Source organism: Streptomyces sp. CA-210063 (assembly GCF_024612015.1).
Classification (GTDB): Bacteria; Actinomycetota; Actinomycetes; order Streptomycetales; family Streptomycetaceae; genus Streptomyces.
Genome location: NZ_CP102512.1, coordinates 4,395,556 through 4,415,048, shown reverse-complemented (window position 1 = coordinate 4,415,048; position 19,493 = coordinate 4,395,556). Strand labels below are relative to the sequence as shown.

Below are 19,493 nucleotides of genomic sequence, written 5' to 3'. Positions count from 1 at the left end.
ACTCATCGATTCATCTCACTGCCCCTGTCCTCCCCACGACTTACTGCCCCTGTCCTTCCACAACCGCCTGCAGCGCCCGTGCGACATCCGCCTCGGTGGCCTGCTTGGTCACACCCGAGCCGCTCAGCACTCCCTCTCCGTTCTCGAACTCCAGCAGCGCGAGCAGGATGTGCTCCGTGCCGATGTAGTTGTGGCCGAGGCGGAGGGCTTCGCGGAAGGTGAGTTCGAGGACCTTCTTGGCGTCGGAGTTGTAGGGGATGAGCTCGGGCACCTCGTCGGCGGCCGGCGGCAGGACGGCTGCCGCGGCTTCCCGTACCGCCTCCGGCGAGACGCCCTGCGCGACGATCGCTTTGGCGCCGAGCCCCTCCGGTTCGGCGAGGACGCCGAGGACGAGATGGGCGGGCACCATCTCGGTGTTCCCGGCGGTCTTGGCCTCGTTGTGCGCGGCCATGACCACGTTGCGGGCGCGCGGGGTGAAGCGGCTGAACCCCTGGCTGGGGTCGAGGTCCGCCTCGGCCTTGGGCACGAACCGCTTCTGCGCGGCCTGCCGGGTGACCCCCATGCTCTTGCCGATGTCCGTCCAGGACGCGCCCGAACGCCGGGCCTGATCCACGAAGTGGCCGATCAGATGGTCGGCCACGTCACCGAGGTGGTCCGCGGCGATCACCGCGTCCTCGAGCTGGTCGAGGGGTTCAGGGTGGACCTTCTTGATGGCTTCGATGAGTTCGTCGAGACGGATGGACGTGGTGACTCGCGGGTTCGTCGTCATGTGTCAACCTTAGGTTGACAGTCCCGAGGCGTCAACCCCGAGTTGACACCCCCGGGTTTCGCTCAAGAGGATCACCTTGGGGTTCAACCATGCGGCCCTGCCTGGCAGCTCCAGCAGCACCGGGACGTGTGGCCAGGGCCAAGCCACAGCCCCGTAAGGGGCGCGGGGAACTGCGCGACCAGCCACCCACTCACCCGCATCCGCCACACAACCCAGACGCCCCACCCCGGATGGCGCCCAGCAGCCTCACCTCCGCCCCACCGCCCCGCAAACGGCACCCACAGCCACCACGCCACACACCCCCACGCACCCCCCGACCACCTCCCAAGGCACCGCCACCCCCACCGGCGCCGCCAACACCCCCAGCGCCCCCACCACCCCCGCCAGATTCACCACGGTGACGGCGACCCCCGACACGACCCCCACCACCACGGCGACCAGTGCCTCACCCACCACCACACCGAGCACCTGCCCCCGCGTAGCCCCCGCCATCCGCAGCGACCGCAGCTCCGCACCCCGCGCCGACGTGGCCATCAGCAACGTCCCGGCCAGCGAGATCCCCGCGTACACGAGGGCGATCCCCAGCACCACCAGAAAGCCGAGCCGGGTGTGCGCCCTGGTGCCGGGACGGTTCGCCGCGAGCCACTCCTCGGCCGAGCGGACCGTCCCGCCCGTCCCCTCCCATGTCCTCTTCAACGCCGCCGCGACCGCCACCCGGTCCGCCCCGCGCCCCACCCGTACGTCGACCCGGTCCACGACCGCCCCACCGGCGTTCGCGGCGGTCACATACGCCCCGTTGTCCCCGGTGCCCTGTGCGAGCACGGCCACGATCCGCAGCCGTACCGGACGCCCGTCCCCGAGCCACACCCGCACGAACCGCCCGACCTCGTGCCGCTCCCACTCCTCGTTCACGACGATCGACCGGTCGTCGAGATCGCGTACGTCACCGGCGACCACCGGCAGCCGTGCCACCGACGCGAAGGCCGCCACATCCGTCACCGCCCGCGCCTGCGACCGCACGAGCGCGCTCCGCTCCTCCACCACATACACAGCGGTGGAAGCCGACCCGGCCGCAGTCACCCCGTCCATCCGCAGCCGGTCCCCCACCTCACCCGTGACCACGAAGTCCGCGCGGGTCCGCGCCGCCGCCTCCGCGCCCTTCGCCTCCGCCACCGTCCCGGCCGACCCCAGCAGCGAACCGGCCAGCGCGACGGTCACCAGCACGGGCGCCGCGACGGCGGCGGTACGGCGTACGGACGTGGCCGCGTTCTCGCGGATCAGCAGCCCGCCGGCCCCGGGCAAACCCGCACCCACCAGCCGTACGACCGGACGGACGAGCAGCGGCGCGAGCGCGGCCGCCGCCGTGATGAGGAGCATCGGCTGGGTGGTGTACGTCTTCCGCTTCAGCAGATCGGCGGGATCGGTCCCCACCTTCCAGGCCAGCAGCCCGAGTCCACCCGCCAGCAGGGCGAAACCGATCAGCCGGCGCGAACGCGGCAGCACCCCCGTGTCCACGGACGCCTCGCGCAACGCCTCGACCGGACCGATCCGCCCGGCCCGCCGCGCCGCCGCCCACGCCCCGGCGAACGCCACCGACACCCCCGTCCAGAAGGCCACGTGGTACGGCCACACCACCGCACCCGGCACCGCGAACCACGTCGGCGCCACCCCGCCGGCCACCAACTCCCGTACCAGCGAAGGCGCTCCCCACGCCCCCAGCGCACACCCGGCGCCCGATGCCACGACCCCGACCGCCAGGGCCTCCCCGAGGAGCAGCCGTCGTACCTGACCGGGCGTCGCGCCCGCCATCCGCAGCAGCCCGAACTCCCGCCTCCGCAGGGCCACCACGAAGGCGAACGTCGACGCCGTCACGAAGACCGACACGAAGGTGGTGACCCCGGCCGCCGTCCCCAGCAGCGAGTTGACGGCGACCAGCGCCTCCGCGTCCCGCTCGTAGGACCGATCCACCTGCCGTCGCGCGTCACCGGTCAGCACCCGCGCCCGGTCACCGACCACCGCCCGTACGTCCGCGACGGGGGCGTCGACACCGACCGCGTCCAGGGCCGCTGCTCCGCCCGCCCCGTCCGCCGCCACCGGCCCCAGTTCCCGCAGGTCGGCCAGCAACCGGGCGTCCACAGGGTGTGGACGCGCCAGCTGCTGCGACACCCGGGCCGTACCCGGCCCCCGCCGCACCTCCACCGTCAGCCGGTCCAGGCCCGCCACCACGACGGGGGAGGAGGCGAAGCGCTCCGGCTCGCGCGCGGGCGGATCGAGCGTCGCGGCGAGCCCGAGCCCCATGGCCGTCATCACCCCGACCCCCAACGCCACCGCGACGAACGACCCGACCAGCGCCGCCCACCGCGTACGCAACGACGACAAGGTCAGCACGTCACACCCCCGACTGCCTTCTCGCCGGCCACTCCAGCCCCCCGCTCCAACCCCGCCATCCGCGCCGCCACCCCCTCCGCCGACGGCCGTACCAACTCCCCGCTCACCCGCCCGTCGACGAGGAACACCACCCGGTCCGCGTACGACGCGGCCACCGGGTCGTGTGTGACCATGACCGTGGTCTGGCCCTCCCGGTCCACCAACTCCCGGAGCAGGCACAGCACTTCACGGCTGGTCGTGGTGTCCAGCGCCCCGGTCGGCTCGTCGCCGAAGAGGACCGCCGGGCGGGTGATCAAGGCGCGGGCCAGCGCGACCCGTTGCTGCTGTCCGCCGGACAACTGCGCCGGCCGATGCCCGGCCCGCTCGGCCAGCCCCACCCGGGCCAGGGCCTGGCGCACCGCACCCCGCGAGGGCCGCCGCCCGGCGAGCCGCAGCGGCAGGGCGACGTTCTGCGCGGCGGTCAGGGACGGGAGCAGATTGAAGGCCTGGAACACGAACCCGATCCGCTCCCGGCGCAGCAGCGTCAGCCGCCGCTCGCTCAGCCCGGCCAGCTCCACCCCGTCGACCCGCACCGTCCCGCCCGACGGCCGGTCCAGCCCCGCCGCACACTGCAACAGCGTCGACTTCCCCGACCCCGACGGCCCCATCACCGCCGTGAAGGTCCCGGCCCCGAAGTCGAGGTCCACCCCGTCGAGGGCGACGACCTCCCCGTACGAACGCCGCAGGCCCCGTACGCGTACGGCCGCGAACGCCGGCTCGCTTCCCTCTGCTGCCTCTGTCCTGGTCATGCCCCAAGCGAACCGTCCGAGCCCCGCCCGCACACGACCACTGGAGGGCGTCCCGGTGGTAGGGCCGGCCCTACCACCCCACCCGCCCCCCTCACGCCATGACACGATCGAACACGTGAGTACGACCAGCACGGTGGACCGCGCCTTCGAGGCGGCCCTCTACGCCGACACCGACGCCGCCCTCGACACCGGCGCCTCCCTGCTCGCCGCCGACCCGACGGCGGACGAGGAACTCGCCCGGCGCGGACGGGAGTTCGTCGCCGGGGCCTGGCGCCGCGGCTGGCAGCCCGCCGACGTCGTACGGTTCGTGCGGCGCGAGCTGGAGGACGAGCACGTACGACTCCTCGCGCGGCTCATCATCGAGGAGTACGAAGACGAGTACGGGAACGAGCAGGGGCACACGGCCGGGAAACGGCAGTCACCCAGCCCGCGCTGGACCGCCCAGCTCGACGACGTCAGGGAACTCGCCGCGCACCCCACCCGCACGGACCGCTTCTCGCACGCCACCGCCGCCCTGGAGCTGTACCGCCTCCTCCTGCGCCTCCCCACCCTCGAACCCCTGGACCGCCCCCGGACGACCAGCGGTGAGAAGAACTCGCCCCACCCCGAGTCCCGCATGCTCAGCCGTATCCGCGCCCTCCTCGCCAAGGCGGAGGCCACCGGGTTCCCGGAGGAGGCGGAGGCGCTGAGCGCGAAGGCGCAGGAGCTGATGGCGCGGCACAGCATCGACGAGGCGCTGCTGGCGGCCCGGACGCACAGCGGGAACACGCCCGGCGCCTGCCGGATCGGCGTCGACCCGCCGTACGAGACGGCGAAGGCGATGCTCCTCGACGCCGTCGCCCGGGCCAACCGCTGCGAGGCCGTCTGGAACGAGGCCCTCGGCTTCTCCACGGTCGTGGGTTTCGAGGCCGACCTGGAGGCCGTCGAACTCCTCCACACCTCGCTCCTCGTCCAGGCCACCACCGCCATGACCAAGGCGGAGGCCGCCCAGCGCAAGGGCGGCCGCAAGCGGACCAAGACTTTCCGGCAGTCCTTCCTGGCCGCCTACGCCCATCGCATAGGGGACCGGCTGGCGGCGGTCGCCGAGGCCCAGGTCGCGGAGGCGGAGGCGGAGGCGGGGACCCACGGGGGGCGCGCCCCGGAACAGGACCTTCTGCCGGTCCTCGCCGCCCGCGACGTCGCCGTCCGCGACCAGTTCACGCGGATGTTCCCGGACACGGTCACCACCCGCGTACGAGGCGTCAGCGACGCGGTCGGCTGGCAGCAGGGGGCGGAGGCGGCGGACCGCGCCCAGGTCAGGGCGCGGCCCCGGCTGCCGTCGTGACCGGGGGAGCCGCCCCGTCGGCTCAGTCGCCCATCGGCAGGAACGGGCCCACCGTCGCGTCCAGCGTGCCCCCCGACGTGAACGCGACCTCGGCGTCCGGCCAGTCGTAGCTGTTGGCCTTGGTCTCCCCGGGCAGACTGAAGGTCAGCTTGTCGACCTCGGCGCCCTTCTCCGGATCGCCGGCGACGCCGCGCACATACGCGATGGTGAAGGTCACCGACTGGCCCTTCTCCAGCGTCACCCGCGTGTCCTTGGACGCCCCGTCCTGCGGCCGGATCGGCATGTTCTTCTCGCCGAGGACGAGTTCCACATGGGCGAGGCCCGTCAGTGTGCAGGCGGCGCCGCCCTTGTTGGTGACGGTGACCGGCACGGCGCCCTCGTCACCCGCCGCCGGGGCGGCACTGCTGGGCCCGACCTCGAAGCCGGCCGCCGCGGCCGTACAGGCGGTCCCCTTCCCGCTCTCGGCGGGGGCGGCGCTGGTCTTGCCGTCGTCGCCCCCACCGTCCCCGTCGTCACTGCTGCACGCGGTCAGCGTGAGGGCGGCGAGGAGAGCGGCGGCGATGGCGGTCGGAGCGGTGCGCATGGAGTTCCCGTGAGGTTCATGGCTGTCACAGCCGGTGGAGGTGTGAACGTGCGAACGGGCCGCGAAACCCGGAGGTTCCGCGGCCCGCCCGACACATCATCTACGATCAGCGGCTCGCCGCAGACCCGTTCTACGACCCGGCGCTCGCCGTGGGCAGATCCGTCGGCAGCCCCGACGGCAGCGACCCCTCGGCCTTCTGGAACGTCTCCTCGCCGACGCCGCCCTCCCAGGTGATCGTGAGGGACTTGGAGCCGACCTCGTCCACCATGCCCTCGGTGCGGTCGTCGCTGCCGTCCTGGCACTTGAGGCTGATCATCTGCATGTCCGCCGTGTCGGAGACCTTGCCGCTGCACACCGAGGTGCCCACGAAGACGGCGACCTCGCCACCGTTGACGAACAGGGCGACCGGCTTGCCGCCGGTCGTGGCCAGCCAGTTGCCCTGCAGCTCGGTCCTGGCGCCGGAGGAGTCCCCGGAGCCGTCGCCGTCCGCACCGCCCGTCGCCGTCGGGGCGGCCGACGACTCCTTGGTCTCGGACTCGCCGTCGTCACCGCTGCTGCACCCGGTCAGCGCGAGCGCGGCCGCGAGACCGGCCGCCGCGCACGCGACGCGCATGCGCCGGCGCGCGGAGGTCGCCCTGATCGCGGGCCTTGCCGTCATCGCCGTAGTCACTTGAGGTCTCCCGAAGGTGTGGCCGGATCCGGTCGCCGCGGCGACATCGGCAAGCTACCAGCAGTAGCTCGGCGACAGATGGCCGGGAACTGTGAGGACCCCGAGGACGACGGGGATACGCCGTCCCCGCCCCCTACGACGGGGACAGCCGTCCCCGTCCCCTACCAGGACGACTTACGCACGCCTGGCAGGAACCCGGCATGCGCCTGTTCCCGCAGACTCACCCGGGACAGCCCGAACGTCCGGAAGTAGCCGCGCGGCCGCCCGTCCACCTGGTCCCGGTTGCGGACGCGGGTGGCGCTGGCGTCGCGCGGCTGCCGGCCCAGTTCCCGCTGGGCGGCGAGGCGTTCGGCCTCCGTGGAGGACGGCCGCCGGATGATCTCCTTCAGCTCGGCCCGCCGCTCGGCGTACCGCGCGACGATCTCCTGCCGCTTGTCGTTCTTCGCGATCTTGCTCTTCTTCGCCATCAGACCCGCACCCCCCGGGCACGGATCCGCGCGACGGCGGCCTCGACGCCGATGACATCCACGGTCTTGATCCCCTTCGTGCTCAGCCGGAGCCGCACATGGCGGTTCTCGCTCGGCAGCCAGTAGCGCTTGGACTGGATGTTCGGGTCGAAGCGGCGGGACGTACGCCGGTGGGAGTGCGAGATGCGGTTGCCGAAACCGGGCTGGGCGCCGGTCAGCATGCAGTGGGCGGACAAGGGTGATGCACCTCTCTCGATCGGTTGTCGCTAATGGAAGTCATTTTCAGTAAGGTATCAGCATGGCACGCAACGAACTCCGGCCGGTCGTCAAACTCCGGTCCACGGCCGGGACCGGCTACACGTACGTCACCCGCAAGAACCGCCGGAACGACCCGGACCGGCTGACGCTGCGCAAGTTCGACCCGAGGGTCGGCCGCCACGTCGACTTCCGAGAGGAGCGCTGAGCGACGATGAAGAAGGACATCCACCCGTCGTACGGACCCGTCGTCTTCCGGGACCGCGCCGCGAACCACACGTTCCTGACCCGCTCGACGATGACGAGCGAGAAGACGATCGAGTGGGAGGACGGCAACACGTACCCCGTGGTCGACGTCGAGATCTCGAACGTCAGCCACCCCTTCTACACGGGCACCGCGCGCGTGCTGGACACCGCCGGGCGCGTGGAGAAGTTCGAGAAGCGGTACGGCGCCGGGAAGAAGCGGGGCTGACCGACGTGACCCAGCTGTCTGTCGCGATCGTCGGCGGGCTGCACGCCGACGCCCGGCGGGCCGCCGTCGAGGCGTTGCTCGCCGGGGTCCCGGGCAGCGTCGCGCTGCACCACGACCTTGCCACCGCCACGGACGGTCCGGACGCCAAGGTCGTCCGGACCGTACGGGACGCCGCGGGCCTCATCTCCACCGGCGAGACCCCGCTCGTCAACGACTGCGCCTGCTGCGCGCTGCGCGAGGACCTCGTCCCCGAACTGGAGCGCCTGGCCGACGCGGGCCTGACCCGCCTCGCCGTGGTCGAACTCTGGGACTCGGTCGAACCGAAGGCGATGGCCGAGGTGGTCGCCGCCAGCGGCCTCCGCCTCACCTCGGTCATCACGGCCGTGGACCCCGCCCTCCTCCTCCCGTACCTCGGCAACGGCGACGACCTGGCCGAGCGCGGCCTCGCCGCCGCCACCACCGACCAACGCACCGTCGCCGACACCTTCGCCCGCCAGCTGGAGTACGCCCCGGTCCTGGCGATCCTGGACTCGGAGGAGGCGGACGAGGAGGACAGGGCCCTGCTGGCGCAGTTGCACCCGACGGCACGCAGGGTGCCCATCGTCAGCCCGGGGCCGGCCCCTGCTTTCAAGGGGCGCGGGGAACTGCGCGACCAGCCACAACGCACCCGCACCCCGCAGCGCACCACAACCCCCACGGCGCCCCCCGGCTCCCTCGCCGCCGCAGCCTTCTCCGGGTTCGACGTAGATGCCGCAGCCGCCGCCCAACACCCCGCCTCCGCCCTCCTCCCCACCGACGCCGACGAACACGGCGTCACCACCCTCGTCTGGCACCGCCACCGCCCCTTCCACCCGGAACGGCTCTACGCGGCACTCGAAGACCTCTGCTGCGCGGCGGCCCGCAGCCGCGGCAGGTTCTGGCTGGCCGAGCGCCCCGACACCCTGCTGCACTGGGACGCGGCCGGCGGAGCCCTGTGCGTGGAGTCGGTCGGCCCCTGGCTCGCCTCCCTCCCGGACGCCGCCTGGGACATGGTCCCCCCGGTCCGCCGGGCCGCCGCCGCCCTCGACTGGCACCCGGAGCACGGCGACCGCTGCCAGCACCTCGTCTTCACCTCCCCGGGCCTGGACCGCGACGGACTCGAACAGCTCCTGGAGTCCTGCCTGCTCACCGACGCCGAGTACGCCGCCGGACGCGCCGCCTGGGAGCGGCTGCCGCGCCCCTTCGACACCTTCCTGGAGGTCTGACCCACCATGGCCCGCAAGCCGGAGCGCAAGCCCGCCAAGTCCCGCCCCAATCCGCTGGACCAGGCCAAGATCACGTACATCGACTACAAGGACACCGACCTGCTGCGCCGGTTCATCTCCGACCGCGGCAAGATCCGCAGCCGCCGGGTCACCCGCGTCTCCGCCCAGCAGCAGCGACAGCTCGCCCGCGCCATCAAGAACGCCCGCGAGATGGCGCTCCTGCCGTACTCCTCGCGCTGACGGCACTCGTCCGACACCGCCCCCCACCCGGCCCCGGGGAGGATCCGTCCTCCCCGGGGCCGCTCGTTTCCCGCCAACCTGCGCACGGCCGTCCCACCAGCGTGAACCGCAGTGCCCCGCACCCCGTACGAAGGGACATGGGGACATGAACCAGGACGACATGCACCGCGAATGGAACAGGAACGCCCCGGGATACGTCTCTCCAGTGCTGTAACCGTGGGACCACCCGCCGTGCACGTGCATCTGCTCGTGCATGAGCAGGTGCATCCGCTCATGCGTCAGCACATGAACAAAGCTATGATCCGGGGCAGTTGACCTCTGCATCACTGGCCACACCAGTGCCACTGCGCATCGAGCGCACCACTGCACCACCCGGGGAGCGACCTGTGGACCACGACGTGTACGGCGTGGATGACGTGTACAACGGCATGGCCGCGACGGAGCTGACCGAGCTCCACGCGGTGGCCTGGCAGAAGAGCCGGCACAGCAACTCGCAGGGCAACTGCGTGGAGTTCGCCCGGCTGCCCGGCGGTGAGGTGGCGGTGCGCAACTCCCGCTTTCCCGACGGCCCGGCGCTCGTCTACACGCGCGCCGAGATCGAGGCGATGCTCCTGGGCATCAAGGACGGCGAGTTCGACCACCTGGTCGGATAACGCCCGCTCGGCGGCGGGAAGTCGGTGAGCCCGGCGAGTGACACGCGTAGAACCGCGGCGCCGAAAAGCGCCGCGGTTCTTCAGTAGGCGGACGCGGCCGGACCGCCCGGCGCCGACGACACCTGGAACAGCGCCCACACCACCTTGCCGCTGAGCGCGCCGCCGAGCGGATGCCAGCCCCAGCTGTCCGCGAAGGAGTCGACCAGGAACAGCCCGCGCCCCGACTCCGCAGAGAAGTCGTCCGAGTCGCCCGCGACGGGACTGTCGTGACTGGGGTCGCGCACCGCGCACACCAGCCGCTCGGTCCAGCGCATCAAGTGCAGCCGTACGGGCGGGTCCTGGGCCGGGCGCAGCCCGTTGCTCGTGGGCAGGCCGTGCCGCAGGGCGTTGGTGACGAGTTCCGAGACCACGAGACAGACGTCGTCGAAGCGGTCGCCCATCTGCCACTGGTCGAGCGTGCCCCGGGTGAACTGCCTCGCCTCGCGCACCGCTTCGTAGCGGGGCGGCAGCGCGCAGGACGCGGCGTTGGACACGGTCGCGGGATCAAGTGGCGGAAGTCCCTGCCGTAAGGGTTCGAGCATGGTCGATCCATTCGTCCCCATGCGAGGCACTCCCGGGTGTTCGCGGTCGTTGCGATGCAGCGGTGGCGCGGGACCATGGTTTCTGATGCGTAGAGCAGATGCAAGGGCAGATGCACGTGCACGCGCCCGAATTGGACCTTCCCATACCGCTTACTCAACATTTCTTCTGTCACCCCGCTCCCATTCCTCCCTCACCTCATCCGTCTCAGCTGTTGAAGACTTTCCATTTCTGTAACCGGGCGAGTGCGGATCGGAGTGGTTTAGTGGCAGACTGCGGCCTCTGAAGAAGTTGGGGAGGCTGGACGAACGTGGGTGCCGGTGAATCGAGCGGGTCGGTGGTGAGGCGGATGCTGCTGGGCTCGCATCTCAGGCGGCTACGCGAGTCGCAGGGGATCACCCGGGAGAAGGCCGGGTACTCGATACGCTCCTCCGAGTCGAAGATCAGTCGGATGGAACTCGGCCGGGTCAGCTTCAAGACCCGTGACGTGGAGGACCTGTTGACCCTCTACGGCGTCACAGACGAGAGCGAGCGAACCTCCCTCCTCTCCCTGGCGAAGGAAGCCAACGTCGCCGGCTGGTGGCACAGCTACTCGGACGTCCTGCCCAGCTGGTTCCCCACCTACGTCGGCCTCGAAGCCGCGGCCCACCTCATCCGCAGCTACGAAGTCCAGTTCGTGCACGGCCTGTTGCAGACCGAGGCGTACGCCCACGCGGTCGTCGCCCGGGGCATGAAGGGCGCTAGCGAGGCCGAGATCGACAAGCGGGTGGCCCTGCGCATGGAGCGCCAGAAGTATCTGGTGTCCGAGAGTGCCCCCGAGTTCCACTGCGTCCTCGACGAGGCCGCGCTGCGTCGGCCGTACGGCGACCGGGAAGTGATGCGGGGTCAGCTCCAGCATCTGATCGAGATCTCGGAGCGGCCGAACGTGGTGCTCCAGGTCATGCCGTTCAGCTTCGGCGGCCACTCCGGCGAGAGCGGCGCGTTCACCGTGCTGAGCTTCCCCGAGTCCGACCTCACCGACGTGGTCTACCTCGAACAGCTCACCAGCGCGCTCTACCTGGACAAGGGCGAGGACATCGCTCAGTACGAGCGGGCGATCAAGCAGCTCCAGGACGACAGCCCGTCCCCGGCGGAGAGCCGGGACCTGCTGCGGGGACTGCTGCAGCTTTCCTGAGGCTTCCCGGCTCCAGGCTCCCCGGCCTCCCCGAGAGTCTTCACAGAGTCTCCCGAGTGGCTCTCCAACTCCCTTTACCCACCAGTACGATGACGGGTGATCAATCTTGATCGATGCCGACTGATTGAGGATCACATGTCGTCCTACTTCACCGACCTGGCCCAGCAGTACATCGGCGGCGAGTGGCGCCCGGGCACAGGCTCCTGGGACATCATCGACTTCAACCCGTACGACGACGCGAAGCTCGCGTCGATCACGATAGCCACGGTCGACGAGGTGGACGAGGCCTACCAGGCCGCCCAGGCTGCCCAGAAGGAATGGGCCGAAGTCAACGCGTACGCGCGTCGCGCGGTCTTCGAGAAGGCGCTCAAGGTCATCGAGGAGCGCGAGCGGGAGATCACCGAGGTGATCATCGCCGAGCTCGGCGGTACGCACCTCAAGGCTGGGTTCGAGCTGCATCTCGCCAAGGAGTTCCTGCGCGAATCGATTCAGCTGGCGCTGCGCCCCGAGGGCCGCATCATTCCGTCGCCGATCGACGGCAAGGAGAACCGCCTCTACCGGGTGCCGGTCGGTGTCGTGGGCGTCATCAGCCCCTTCAACTTCCCGTTCCTGCTCTCCATCAAGTCGGTCGCCCCGGCCCTCGCCCTGGGCAACGGCGTGGTGCTGAAGCCGCACCAGAACACCCCGATCGCCGGTGGCACACTGGTCGCGAAGATCTTCGAGGAGGCCGGCCTGCCCGGCGGTCTGCTCAACGTGGTCGTCACCGACATCGCCGAGATCGGCGACGCCTTCCTCGAGCACCCGATCCCCAAGCTCATCTCCTTCACCGGCTCCGACAAGGTCGGCCGCCACGTCGCCACCGTCTGCGCCTCGCACTTCAAGCGCTCGATCCTCGAACTGGGCGGCAACAGCGCGCTGGTGGTCCTGGACGACGCGGACATCGACTACGCCGTCGACGCGGCCGTCTTCTCGCGCTACGTCCACCAGGGTCAGGTCTGCATGGCCGCCAACCGCATCCTGGTCGACCGCTCGATCCGGGCCGAGTTCACCGAGAAGTTCGTGACCAAGGTGAAGTCCCTGAAGGCCGGCGACCCCAGCGACCCGCAGACGGTCATCGGCCCGGTCATCAACTCCTCCCAGGCGGACGCCCTTTCGACCGTCGTCGAGCAGGCCCTCGCCGAGGGCGCCACGGCGCTGGTCCACGGCACCACGACCGACAACCTGGTCGAGCCGTCCGTCCTCACCGACGTCCCCGCCGACTCCGCCCTCCTCCAGCAGGAGGTCTTCGGACCGGTCGCCTTCCTCATCCCCTTCGACGGCGAGGAGGAGGCCGTCCGCATCGTCAACGACACCCCGTACGGCCTGAGCGGCGCCGTCCACACGGGAGACATCGAGCGGGGTGTCGCGTTCGCCAAGCAGATCGACACCGGCATGTTCCACGTCAACGACGGCACCGTCCACGACGAGCCCCTCGTCCCCTTCGGCGGCGAGAAGCACTCCGGCATCGGCCGCCTCAACGGCGACACGACGGTGGACGCGTTCACCACCCAGAAGTGGATCTCGGTCCAGCACAAGCGGAGCTTCTTCCCGTTCTGAGGGCGACCCGTCGGGCGCTGAGGATCACGCGCTGGCAGACATGTATCTAGGTGTACAGTAGATGCATGTCTGCTACGTACCCCATCGCGGAGGCGCGGGGCAAGCTCGGGGAACTCGCCCGCCGGGCAGCCCAGCACGAGCACATCACCTTGACTGATCGCGGCGTTCCGGCTGCCGTCCTCATCTCACCCGCCGAACTGGAGGACCTTGAGGACGCTCTCGCCCTTGCCCGACTGGAGCGTGACCGCGCTCTCGGCCGCGCCGAGACCCCGATACCGCATGACGAGGCCCGCCGCGCGCTGCTCGAAGCGGCGGGGAGGGCCGAGTGACCTGGCAGGTGCAGTGGGAACCGGCGGCTCTCAACGCGGCCGCCGGACACCTCAAGGACGATCCCGACAGCGTCGACGCGCTCCTGCGGGCCACCGACCAACTCGCCGAGAACGAGCGACCCGAAGGGTCGCGTGCCTGGGGCGCGGACCATCGCCGTCTGCACCACGGCCCTTGGCGCATTCTGTGCCGCCTCGACCCCGAGGTGCGCACACTCCACATCGAACACGTCGGCCGCACAGGCGCGTGACCTGACGCCCAGGGTCCAAGGGGTGCGAGCCGGGGGGTGACCCCGCGTGGTTCTACGCTGGCCCCATGTCAGCGATCCGTCTTCTCGTGCTCGGCGCCGTGCGCCAGCACGGGCGGGCCCACGGCTACCAGGTGCGCAACGACCTGGAGTACTGGGGCGCGCACGAGTGGTCCAACGCCAAGCCCGGCTCGATCTACCACGCCCTGAAGCAGATGGCGAAACAGGGACTGCTGCTCGCGCACGAGATCGCCCCCTCCACGGCCGGCGGGCCCCCTCGTACCGAGTACGAGATCACGGAGAAGGGCACGGAGGAGTACCTCAGGCTGGTGCGTGAGTCCCTCACCGCCTACGACCAGAAGCCGGACGTGCTCTCCGCCGGACTCGGCAGCATGGTCGACCTCGGCCGGGAGGAGGTGCTCGGACTCCTGGAGGAGCGTGTGCGTTCCATCGAGAAGTGGCGCAAGGCCGTCACCGAGTACTACACGCCCGAGGAAGGCCCCGGCCAGCTCGGCCACATCGGCGAGATCATGAACTTCTGGATCCACTCCGCCGACTCGGGCGCCGAGTGGACCCGCGGCCTCATCGATCGCATCCGCGCCGGCGCCTACACCTTCGCGGGGGAGGGCGACCCCTTCGTCGGCGTCCTGGTGGAGGGTCAGGAGAACCCGTACGCGACGGGGGAGCGGCATCCGGAGGACGACCGCTAGACACCCGAGGCGTTCGTGTGCGTAAGGGCTGCGGGTGGCCTGTGAGGATGATGTGCTGTTCGTTTCCTGTGTGGATTACGCTGCCGAAGCACACCCCGTGTGACAAAAGCAAACACAGCAGGCGGAGTTGAGCGTCCTGCGGATCCAAACGCGTGGAGCAGGGAGGGACGGCAGAGTTGCCCACCCTTGACTATTTGATCAATGAGCGGCCCCCGCTGCGGCTGCGGTTCCTGCAGCCGGGGCACGCGTCCCGCCACGGCGCGACCAGGGTCACCGAGGTCGTCGTCCGGCCGGTGACCGAGCTGTCCCGCACGCTCACCGACTCCTCGTTCGAGAGCGGGACGCTGTTCCTGGTCACCCTGGACGCGCCCCAGCCGTCACGGGCCGCCGTCCAGGCCCTCGACCACGTGATCCGTCTCCTGAACCGCGGCAAGGCGGCCGGGCTGGTGCTCAACACCCCCGGCCACGACCTCCGGACCCTCCCCGACGCCACGCTCGCGGCCGCGAACCGCCTGGAGCTGCCCCTGCTGACGACCTCCGCCGAGACCGCCGCCTGGGACCACGTCAACGCGGATCTGCGGCTACGGCGCGCCGAGTTCGCGGAGCGCCAGGTCGAGCATCTCGACGGTCTCCTCAACCGGCTGCCGGCCCGGCTCGCCGACCCCACGGCCGTACGGCGCATCGCCGACTGGCTCTCCGTGGCCCTGGACGCCGAGGTCCTCGTCTCCTCGGCCCGGCGCGGCGTGCTCGCGGCCGTACCGGACAGCGCACCGGCCGGTCTGGCGCACGCCGTCATCACCGGGGCCCACGAGGCCGCGGCGGGCGCGTCGACGCCGGCCGGGCCGGACAGGGGCACGCCCGCCCCCGGGGGCGCCCTGCACACCCGGATCGTCTCGATATCTCCGGGGCCTCCCGGCAGCGAGGACGAGGCCCGCCTGGCCATCGCCTCCCCCACTCCCTTCGACAGCGCGGGCACCGCCCTCATCCAGCACGCGGCGAAGCTCCTGGGCCTGTGCGACCAGGCCCGCCGGGAGCACCAGGCCAGGGTGGAGACACCACGGGCCGTACGGCACGCCGCGTTCCAGCTGCTCATGCGGGGAGAAACGGTTCTGGCGCAGGTGGTCTACACGGGCGCCGCACAGGCCCTGCTGGACACGGACAGCGCCCGGGTCTACGTGGTCGACACGGGACCGCAGGAGCGCGAGGCCACCCTGAGCTGGTGCGAGCGTGCCCTCGCGGAACAGGCCATCGTGTCCGCCTGCCCGGGCAAGCCGAAGCACATCCTCATCCTCGACCCCGTCCGCGAGAGCGACCGGGTCGAGACGGTCCTCAAGGACATGATCGCGGCCCGCCAGGGCCACCTCATGGGCCAGAGCCGCCTGCACCCGCTCGCCGAGACCGCGGTCGGCTACCTGGAGGCGCTGACGGCGGTGGGCGACGCGGCCGGGACCCCGCACCGCATCAGCCTGGGCGGCTCCAGGGCCAAGTTCGCCCCGCTGCTCCCCAGGCGGGAAGCCAGGGCCTGGGCCGCCGACCTCATGGCCCCGCTGCTCGACGCCTTCCCGGGCCGGGGCGACGAGCGGAAGCTGCTGCTGGAAACCCTCCCGACCGCCCTGAGCTTCAAGCACACCGAAGCCGCCGGTGGCCTCGGCATCCACCGGAACACCGTCACCCAGCGCCTGAACCGAGCGGGGAAGATCCTCTCCCTCGACCTCCGAGGCTCGGCCAACGACCGCATCCTGGTGCTGCTCGCCCTCGACATCCTCGCCCTGCCGCACACACCCGCCGAGGCGCCCGACGACACCGAGGCGCCCGACTTCGCCGCGCTGATGGCGGCCGGGGCGGCGGACGGCGGGTCCAAGGCCTGGGCGGAGGAGCGGCTGCGAGCCGTACGGGCCGATCAGCGGGATCTCGTCGAGACCCTCTGCGTCTGGCTGGAGAACAACCTCAGCACCAAGGAGACGGCCCGCGCCCTCGGCCTCTCCGAGGCCACCGTCCGCAACCACACCCGGGACGCGGCCACCCTCCTCGGTATGGACTTCTCCACCAGGATGGTCGGCATCACCGACACCGACGTGGTCACCGTGGCGGACATCGCCCTCGCCCTGCACGTCCTGCTGGGCCGCCCGGCCCTGCGCCAGCCGACGGGCCGCTGACCTCCGCCACGGACCCCCGCCACTGACGCCCGCCATGGACCGAGCCCGCACACGTGCCCCAACACGTGCGCGGGCCGCTCGGTCGATCCCGCGATCCGGCGATCCGGCGTGTCGCACCACGGCTCGGCGAGCCGCGCCCTCACGAGGCCGGTACGTTCACCCGCCACAGCACGAGTTGTGCGCCCTCGGCTCCGGCGCGCGGATGGTGCACATGGTGCGCCGGGCGCAGCCACAGCCCGCCCGCCCGGTGCTCCGTACCGTCCTCGTCGACGATGCTGCCCGCGACGATGTGGGCGGCCTCGGCGAAGTCCTCGTGCAGACATGCCTGGCTCTGCGAGTTCGGCGGCCACACGACGAGGTGGGCCGTGAAACCGCCGTCTCCCGTGAAGAGGGGCACGATCGTCAGCCGTGAGCGGTCCACCCCCTCCAGAGCGGCACTGATGCTGGCGAACGAGACGCCCTCGACGTTCGTCTGGGTCAAGGAAGTTCCTCTGCGGGGGGTACCGGGTCAGAAGAGCGACCCTGTCCCGCCCGTCGACGAAACGCCCGGCCCGCACCCCCGTGACGGGCCACGCGTTTCGCCCACGAACACCGAACCGAGCAGTGGCCGACATCATCCGGACCATCCGACGGGACCGCTCCGGCTGAAGTGTGCTCAGCGTAGGAAGACCACCGGGGAGCAGGCCATTGCACACCTGCACGGTCCGCGCGACGCGGCTTTGCGTTGTGCACATTGAGACGGGTGTGACACATGGGGAGTGCGTTTCGCGAAGGGGACGCCTTGCGGAAACGCACTTGCACCTCACGTGACGTGAGGTCCCAGTCTGTGACGCGTACCGAGAAAGGGAGCGGAAGCATGAGCTACACCGTGGGACAGGTCGCGGGCTTCGCCGGCGTCACGGTGCGCACGCTGCACCACTACGACGAGATCGGCCTCCTCGTACCGAGCGAGCGCACCCACGCGGGCCACCGCCGCTACGGAGACGACGACCTCGACCGGCTCCAGCGGATCCTGTTCTACCGGGAGCTCGGCTTCCCCCTCGACGAGGTCGCGACCCTGCTCGACGACCCGGAAGCGGACCCGCGGGCCCACCTGCGCCGCCAGCACGAGCTGTTGACCGCCCGGATCGAGAAGCTGCAGAAGATGGCCGCGGCCGTGGAGCACGCCATGGAGGCACGCAAGATGGGCATCAACCTGACCCCCGAGGAGCGGTTCGAGGTCTTCGGCGACAAGGACCCCGAGCAGTACGCCGAGGAGGCGGAACAGCGCTGGGGCGGCACGGAGGCGTACGCCGAGTCGCAGCGCCGCGCCGCCTCGTACACCAAGGAGGACTGGAAGCGCCTGCAGGTCGAGGCGAACGACTGGAGCGAGCGTTACACGGCCCTGATGGCCGAGGGCGAGCCGTCGACCGGCGAGCGGGCCATGGACCTGGCCGAGGAGCATCGACAGCACATCGGCACCTGGTACTACGAGTGCCCGTACGAGATGCACCAGTGCCTCGGTGAGATGTACGTCTCCGACGAGCGCTTCAAGGCGTTCTACGACTCCATGCGCCCCGGTCTCGCCGAGCACCTGAAGGAGGCGATCATCGCCAACGCGGCCCGCAGGCGCCCCTGACCACACGGCTTGGTCCCCGTGTGCCCACAGGGCACTCTGGAGGAACCGGTGGAACCTAGTGGGGTGACCGTGCGTTGATAGCTTTGGTCACCCCTATGGGTCCCACCCCTGTGAGGCCCATCCTTGTGGGCCCTCACCCACAGGCCCTCACTCTCACCCCCAGGAGCCCGGAACCGTGACGACGATCGCCCTCGGACCGAGCTGGCTGGACCCGGACTATCTGCTCGACTCGTTCGGCATCTGGGGCCTGCTCCTGATCGTGTTCGCCGAGTCGGGCCTCCTCATCGGCTTCTTCCTGCCGGGTGACTCACTGCTCTTCACGGCGGGCATGCTGATCACCGCGAAGACGCTGGACTTCCCGCTCTGGCTGGCCATCGTCCTGATCTGCGTCTCCGCGATCCTGGGCGACCAGGCGGGCTACATGTTCGGCAAGAAGGTCGGCCCCTCCCTCTTCAAGCGGCCCGACTCCCGCTTCTTCAAGCAGGAGAACGTCACCAAGGCCCACGAGTTCTTCGAGAAGCACGGCCCGAAGTCCCTGATCCTGGCCCGCTTCGTGCCCATCGTGCGCACGTTCACGCCGATCATCGCCGGCGTCAGCGGCATGCGGTACCGCACGTTCCTCATCTTCAACGTCGTCGGCGGCATCCTCTGGGGCGCGGGCGTCACCCTCCTCGGCTCCTGGCTCGGTCAGATCGAGTTCGTCAAGACCAACATCGAGGCGATGCTGCTCCTCATCGTCTTCATCTCGGTCCTCCCGATCATCTTCGAGCTCCTCAAGGCGAGGAAGGCGAAGAAGAACCAGCCCCAGCAGTCCCAGCAGCCCCCGGCCGCCCCGGTCATGGACGACGCGACGACCCAACTCCGCCGCATCCCCCCCACCCAGCCCGAACGGCCGTACGACCCTAACCAGGCCTACGACAACCAGGCCTACGACAACCAGGGCTACAACAATCAGGGTTACGACAACCAGGGCTACCAGCAGCAGGGTTACCAGGACTACGGCCACCAGCAGCCCCAACAACAGCCGTACGCCCAGCAGTACCCCCAGCCCACCCAGCACCCCCAGAACCAGAACCAGCATGGCTACCAGGGCCAGGACTACCCGCAGTACTGACAACCGAGGTCCCGCGCCCCGTTCTCAGGGGCGCGGGGCTGTATCGATGTGCGGCTCCGCCGCGTGGGCGCGATCAGCCACAACGAACCCGCAGCCGCCAACAACTCAGTAGCCCCCGA

Annotated in this window: 23 protein-coding genes; 14 read left to right on the top strand and 9 right to left on the bottom strand. The window is 70.6% G+C overall.

The annotated features are described in order from the left end of the window. Window positions 1–40: 40 nt before the first annotated feature. From JIX56_RS19020 to JIX56_RS19010, 3 genes are all read right to left on the bottom strand, one after another. Window positions 41–769 carry a Clp protease N-terminal domain-containing protein gene (locus tag JIX56_RS19020; RefSeq protein ID WP_257542247.1) on the bottom strand — a complete coding sequence of 243 codons (729 nt, stop codon included), beginning with the start codon at window positions 767–769 and terminating at the stop codon, window positions 41–43. A gap of 246 nt (window positions 770–1,015) precedes the next feature. After that, window positions 1,016–3,157, bottom strand: coding sequence for an ABC transporter permease (locus tag JIX56_RS19015; RefSeq protein WP_257542246.1), 2,142 nt, complete (start codon window positions 3,155–3,157; stop codon window positions 1,016–1,018). Further along, the gene (locus tag JIX56_RS19010) at window positions 3,151–3,945 is read right to left on the bottom strand and encodes an ABC transporter ATP-binding protein (protein ID WP_257542245.1); all 795 of its coding nucleotides are present in this window, start codon (window positions 3,943–3,945) and stop codon (window positions 3,151–3,153) included. Before JIX56_RS19010 ends, JIX56_RS19015 begins: the two co-directional genes overlap by 7 nt. Before the next feature lie 115 nt (window positions 3,946–4,060). Here JIX56_RS19010 and JIX56_RS19005 point away from each other — a divergent pair, with 115 nt between their 5' ends. Next, a complete protein-coding gene (locus JIX56_RS19005) occupies window positions 4,061–5,269 on the top strand; it encodes a DUF2786 domain-containing protein (RefSeq protein WP_257542244.1) in 1,209 nt (402 codons plus the stop codon). A gap of 22 nt (window positions 5,270–5,291) precedes the next feature. On the opposite strand, the gene JIX56_RS19000 is transcribed toward JIX56_RS19005, so the two are convergent. The 4 genes from JIX56_RS19000 to rpmB form a co-directional block, all read right to left on the bottom strand. Then, on the bottom strand, window positions 5,292–5,852 hold the full coding sequence (locus JIX56_RS19000; protein WP_257542243.1) for a DUF4232 domain-containing protein: 561 nt from the start codon (window positions 5,850–5,852) through the stop codon (window positions 5,292–5,294). A 130-nt stretch (window positions 5,853–5,982) separates the two neighbouring features. Then, window positions 5,983–6,510, bottom strand: a complete 528-nt coding sequence (locus tag JIX56_RS18995) for a hypothetical protein (RefSeq protein WP_257542242.1) — start codon at window positions 6,508–6,510, stop codon at window positions 5,983–5,985. 173 nt (window positions 6,511–6,683) lie between these two features. Then, on the bottom strand, window positions 6,684–6,989 hold the full coding sequence (gene rpsN / locus JIX56_RS18990) for a 30S ribosomal protein S14 (RefSeq protein WP_257542241.1): 306 nt from the start codon (window positions 6,987–6,989) through the stop codon (window positions 6,684–6,686). Beyond that, a complete protein-coding gene (gene rpmB / locus JIX56_RS18985; protein ID WP_037702498.1) occupies window positions 6,989–7,225 on the bottom strand; it encodes a 50S ribosomal protein L28 in 237 nt (78 codons plus the stop codon). Before rpmB ends, rpsN begins: the two co-directional genes overlap by 1 nt. A 62-nt stretch (window positions 7,226–7,287) precedes the next feature. On the opposite strand from rpmB, the gene rpmG reads away from it, so the two are divergent. From rpmG to JIX56_RS18960, 5 genes are all read left to right on the top strand, one after another. After that, a complete protein-coding gene (gene rpmG / locus JIX56_RS18980; RefSeq protein ID WP_037702495.1) occupies window positions 7,288–7,452 on the top strand; it encodes a 50S ribosomal protein L33 in 165 nt (54 codons plus the stop codon). A gap of 6 nt (window positions 7,453–7,458) precedes the next feature. Further along, a complete protein-coding gene (locus tag JIX56_RS18975) occupies window positions 7,459–7,716 on the top strand; it encodes a type B 50S ribosomal protein L31 (RefSeq protein ID WP_033524682.1) in 258 nt (85 codons plus the stop codon). A 5-nt stretch (window positions 7,717–7,721) separates the two neighbouring features. Further along, on the top strand, window positions 7,722–8,960 hold the full coding sequence (locus JIX56_RS18970) for a CobW family GTP-binding protein (RefSeq protein WP_257542240.1): 1,239 nt from the start codon (window positions 7,722–7,724) through the stop codon (window positions 8,958–8,960). 6 nt (window positions 8,961–8,966) lie between these two features. Further along, entirely contained in the window at window positions 8,967–9,200 is a 234-nt protein-coding gene (gene rpsR, locus JIX56_RS18965; protein ID WP_149829112.1) for a 30S ribosomal protein S18, read from the top strand. Between the two features lie 386 nt (window positions 9,201–9,586). Next, window positions 9,587–9,853, top strand: coding sequence for a DUF397 domain-containing protein (locus tag JIX56_RS18960; RefSeq protein ID WP_033524685.1), 267 nt, complete (start codon window positions 9,587–9,589; stop codon window positions 9,851–9,853). Window positions 9,854–9,933: 80 nt separating this feature from the next. Here the strand turns inward: JIX56_RS18960 and JIX56_RS18955 are convergent, their stop codons facing one another. Beyond that, the gene (locus JIX56_RS18955) at window positions 9,934–10,455 is read right to left on the bottom strand and encodes an ATP-binding protein (RefSeq protein ID WP_257542239.1); all 522 of its coding nucleotides are present in this window, start codon (window positions 10,453–10,455) and stop codon (window positions 9,934–9,936) included. A gap of 326 nt (window positions 10,456–10,781) precedes the next feature. Between JIX56_RS18955 and JIX56_RS18950 the strand changes: the two genes are divergently transcribed. The 6 genes from JIX56_RS18950 to JIX56_RS18925 all read left to right on the top strand — a co-directional run bounded on the left by JIX56_RS18950 (window position 10,782) and on the right by JIX56_RS18925 (window position 16,642). Further along, complete coding sequence (locus tag JIX56_RS18950; RefSeq protein WP_257542238.1) at window positions 10,782–11,606, top strand: helix-turn-helix domain-containing protein; 825 nt, start codon at window positions 10,782–10,784, stop codon at window positions 11,604–11,606. Window positions 11,607–11,741: 135 nt separating this feature from the next. Then, entirely contained in the window at window positions 11,742–13,202 is a 1,461-nt protein-coding gene (locus tag JIX56_RS18945; RefSeq protein WP_257542237.1) for an aldehyde dehydrogenase family protein, read from the top strand. Between the two features lie 65 nt (window positions 13,203–13,267). After that, entirely contained in the window at window positions 13,268–13,531 is a 264-nt protein-coding gene (locus tag JIX56_RS18940) for a type II toxin-antitoxin system prevent-host-death family antitoxin (protein ID WP_257542236.1), read from the top strand. Then, window positions 13,528–13,779, top strand: a complete 252-nt coding sequence (locus JIX56_RS18935; protein WP_257542235.1) for a type II toxin-antitoxin system RelE family toxin — start codon at window positions 13,528–13,530, stop codon at window positions 13,777–13,779. Before JIX56_RS18940 ends, JIX56_RS18935 begins: the two co-directional genes overlap by 4 nt. Window positions 13,780–13,844: 65 nt before the next feature. Further along, window positions 13,845–14,486, top strand: a complete 642-nt coding sequence (locus tag JIX56_RS18930; RefSeq protein ID WP_257542233.1) for a PadR family transcriptional regulator — start codon at window positions 13,845–13,847, stop codon at window positions 14,484–14,486. Window positions 14,487–14,662: 176 nt separating this feature from the next. Then, a complete protein-coding gene (locus JIX56_RS18925) occupies window positions 14,663–16,642 on the top strand; it encodes a PucR family transcriptional regulator (protein ID WP_257542231.1) in 1,980 nt (659 codons plus the stop codon). A 139-nt stretch (window positions 16,643–16,781) separates the two neighbouring features. Here the strand turns inward: JIX56_RS18925 and JIX56_RS18920 are convergent, their stop codons facing one another. Then, window positions 16,782–17,123, bottom strand: a complete 342-nt coding sequence (locus JIX56_RS18920; RefSeq protein WP_257542229.1) for a hypothetical protein — start codon at window positions 17,121–17,123, stop codon at window positions 16,782–16,784. A 375-nt stretch (window positions 17,124–17,498) separates the two neighbouring features. On the opposite strand from JIX56_RS18920, the gene JIX56_RS18915 reads away from it, so the two are divergent. Together JIX56_RS18915 and JIX56_RS18910 are read left to right on the top strand one after the other, a co-directional pair. Beyond that, window positions 17,499–18,260, top strand: a complete 762-nt coding sequence (locus JIX56_RS18915) for a MerR family transcriptional regulator (RefSeq protein WP_257542227.1) — start codon at window positions 17,499–17,501, stop codon at window positions 18,258–18,260. A gap of 175 nt (window positions 18,261–18,435) precedes the next feature. After that, window positions 18,436–19,374, top strand: coding sequence for a DedA family protein (locus tag JIX56_RS18910; protein WP_257542225.1), 939 nt, complete (start codon window positions 18,436–18,438; stop codon window positions 19,372–19,374). Window positions 19,375–19,493: the final 119 nt, after the last annotated feature.

Bases quoted from the DNA above. Each gene is read 5' to 3' on its own strand.
- JIX56_RS19020 (WP_257542247.1), bottom strand. From the start codon at position 769: ATGACGACGAACCCGCGAGTCACCACGTCCATCCGTCTCGACGAACTC.
- JIX56_RS19010 (WP_257542245.1), bottom strand. From the start codon at position 3,945: ATGACCAGGACAGAGGCAGCAGAGGGAAGCGAGCCGGCGTTCGCGGCC.
- JIX56_RS19000 (WP_257542243.1), bottom strand. From the start codon at position 5,852: ATGCGCACCGCTCCGACCGCCATCGCCGCCGCTCTCCTCGCCGCCCTC.
- JIX56_RS18995 (WP_257542242.1), bottom strand. From the start codon at position 6,510: ATGACGGCAAGGCCCGCGATCAGGGCGACCTCCGCGCGCCGGCGCATG.
- rpsN (WP_257542241.1), bottom strand. From the start codon at position 6,989: ATGGCGAAGAAGAGCAAGATCGCGAAGAACGACAAGCGGCAGGAGATC.
- rpmG (WP_037702495.1), top strand. From the start codon at position 7,288: ATGGCACGCAACGAACTCCGGCCGGTCGTCAAACTCCGGTCCACGGCC.
- JIX56_RS18975 (WP_033524682.1), top strand. From the start codon at position 7,459: ATGAAGAAGGACATCCACCCGTCGTACGGACCCGTCGTCTTCCGGGAC.
- rpsR (WP_149829112.1), top strand. From the start codon at position 8,967: ATGGCCCGCAAGCCGGAGCGCAAGCCCGCCAAGTCCCGCCCCAATCCG.
- JIX56_RS18955 (WP_257542239.1), bottom strand. From the start codon at position 10,455: ATGGGGACGAATGGATCGACCATGCTCGAACCCTTACGGCAGGGACTT.
- JIX56_RS18950 (WP_257542238.1), top strand. From the start codon at position 10,782: ATGCTGCTGGGCTCGCATCTCAGGCGGCTACGCGAGTCGCAGGGGATC.
- JIX56_RS18945 (WP_257542237.1), top strand. From the start codon at position 11,742: ATGTCGTCCTACTTCACCGACCTGGCCCAGCAGTACATCGGCGGCGAG.
- JIX56_RS18940 (WP_257542236.1), top strand. From the start codon at position 13,268: ATGTCTGCTACGTACCCCATCGCGGAGGCGCGGGGCAAGCTCGGGGAA.
- JIX56_RS18930 (WP_257542233.1), top strand. From the start codon at position 13,845: ATGTCAGCGATCCGTCTTCTCGTGCTCGGCGCCGTGCGCCAGCACGGG.
- JIX56_RS18915 (WP_257542227.1), top strand. From the start codon at position 17,499: ATGAGCTACACCGTGGGACAGGTCGCGGGCTTCGCCGGCGTCACGGTG.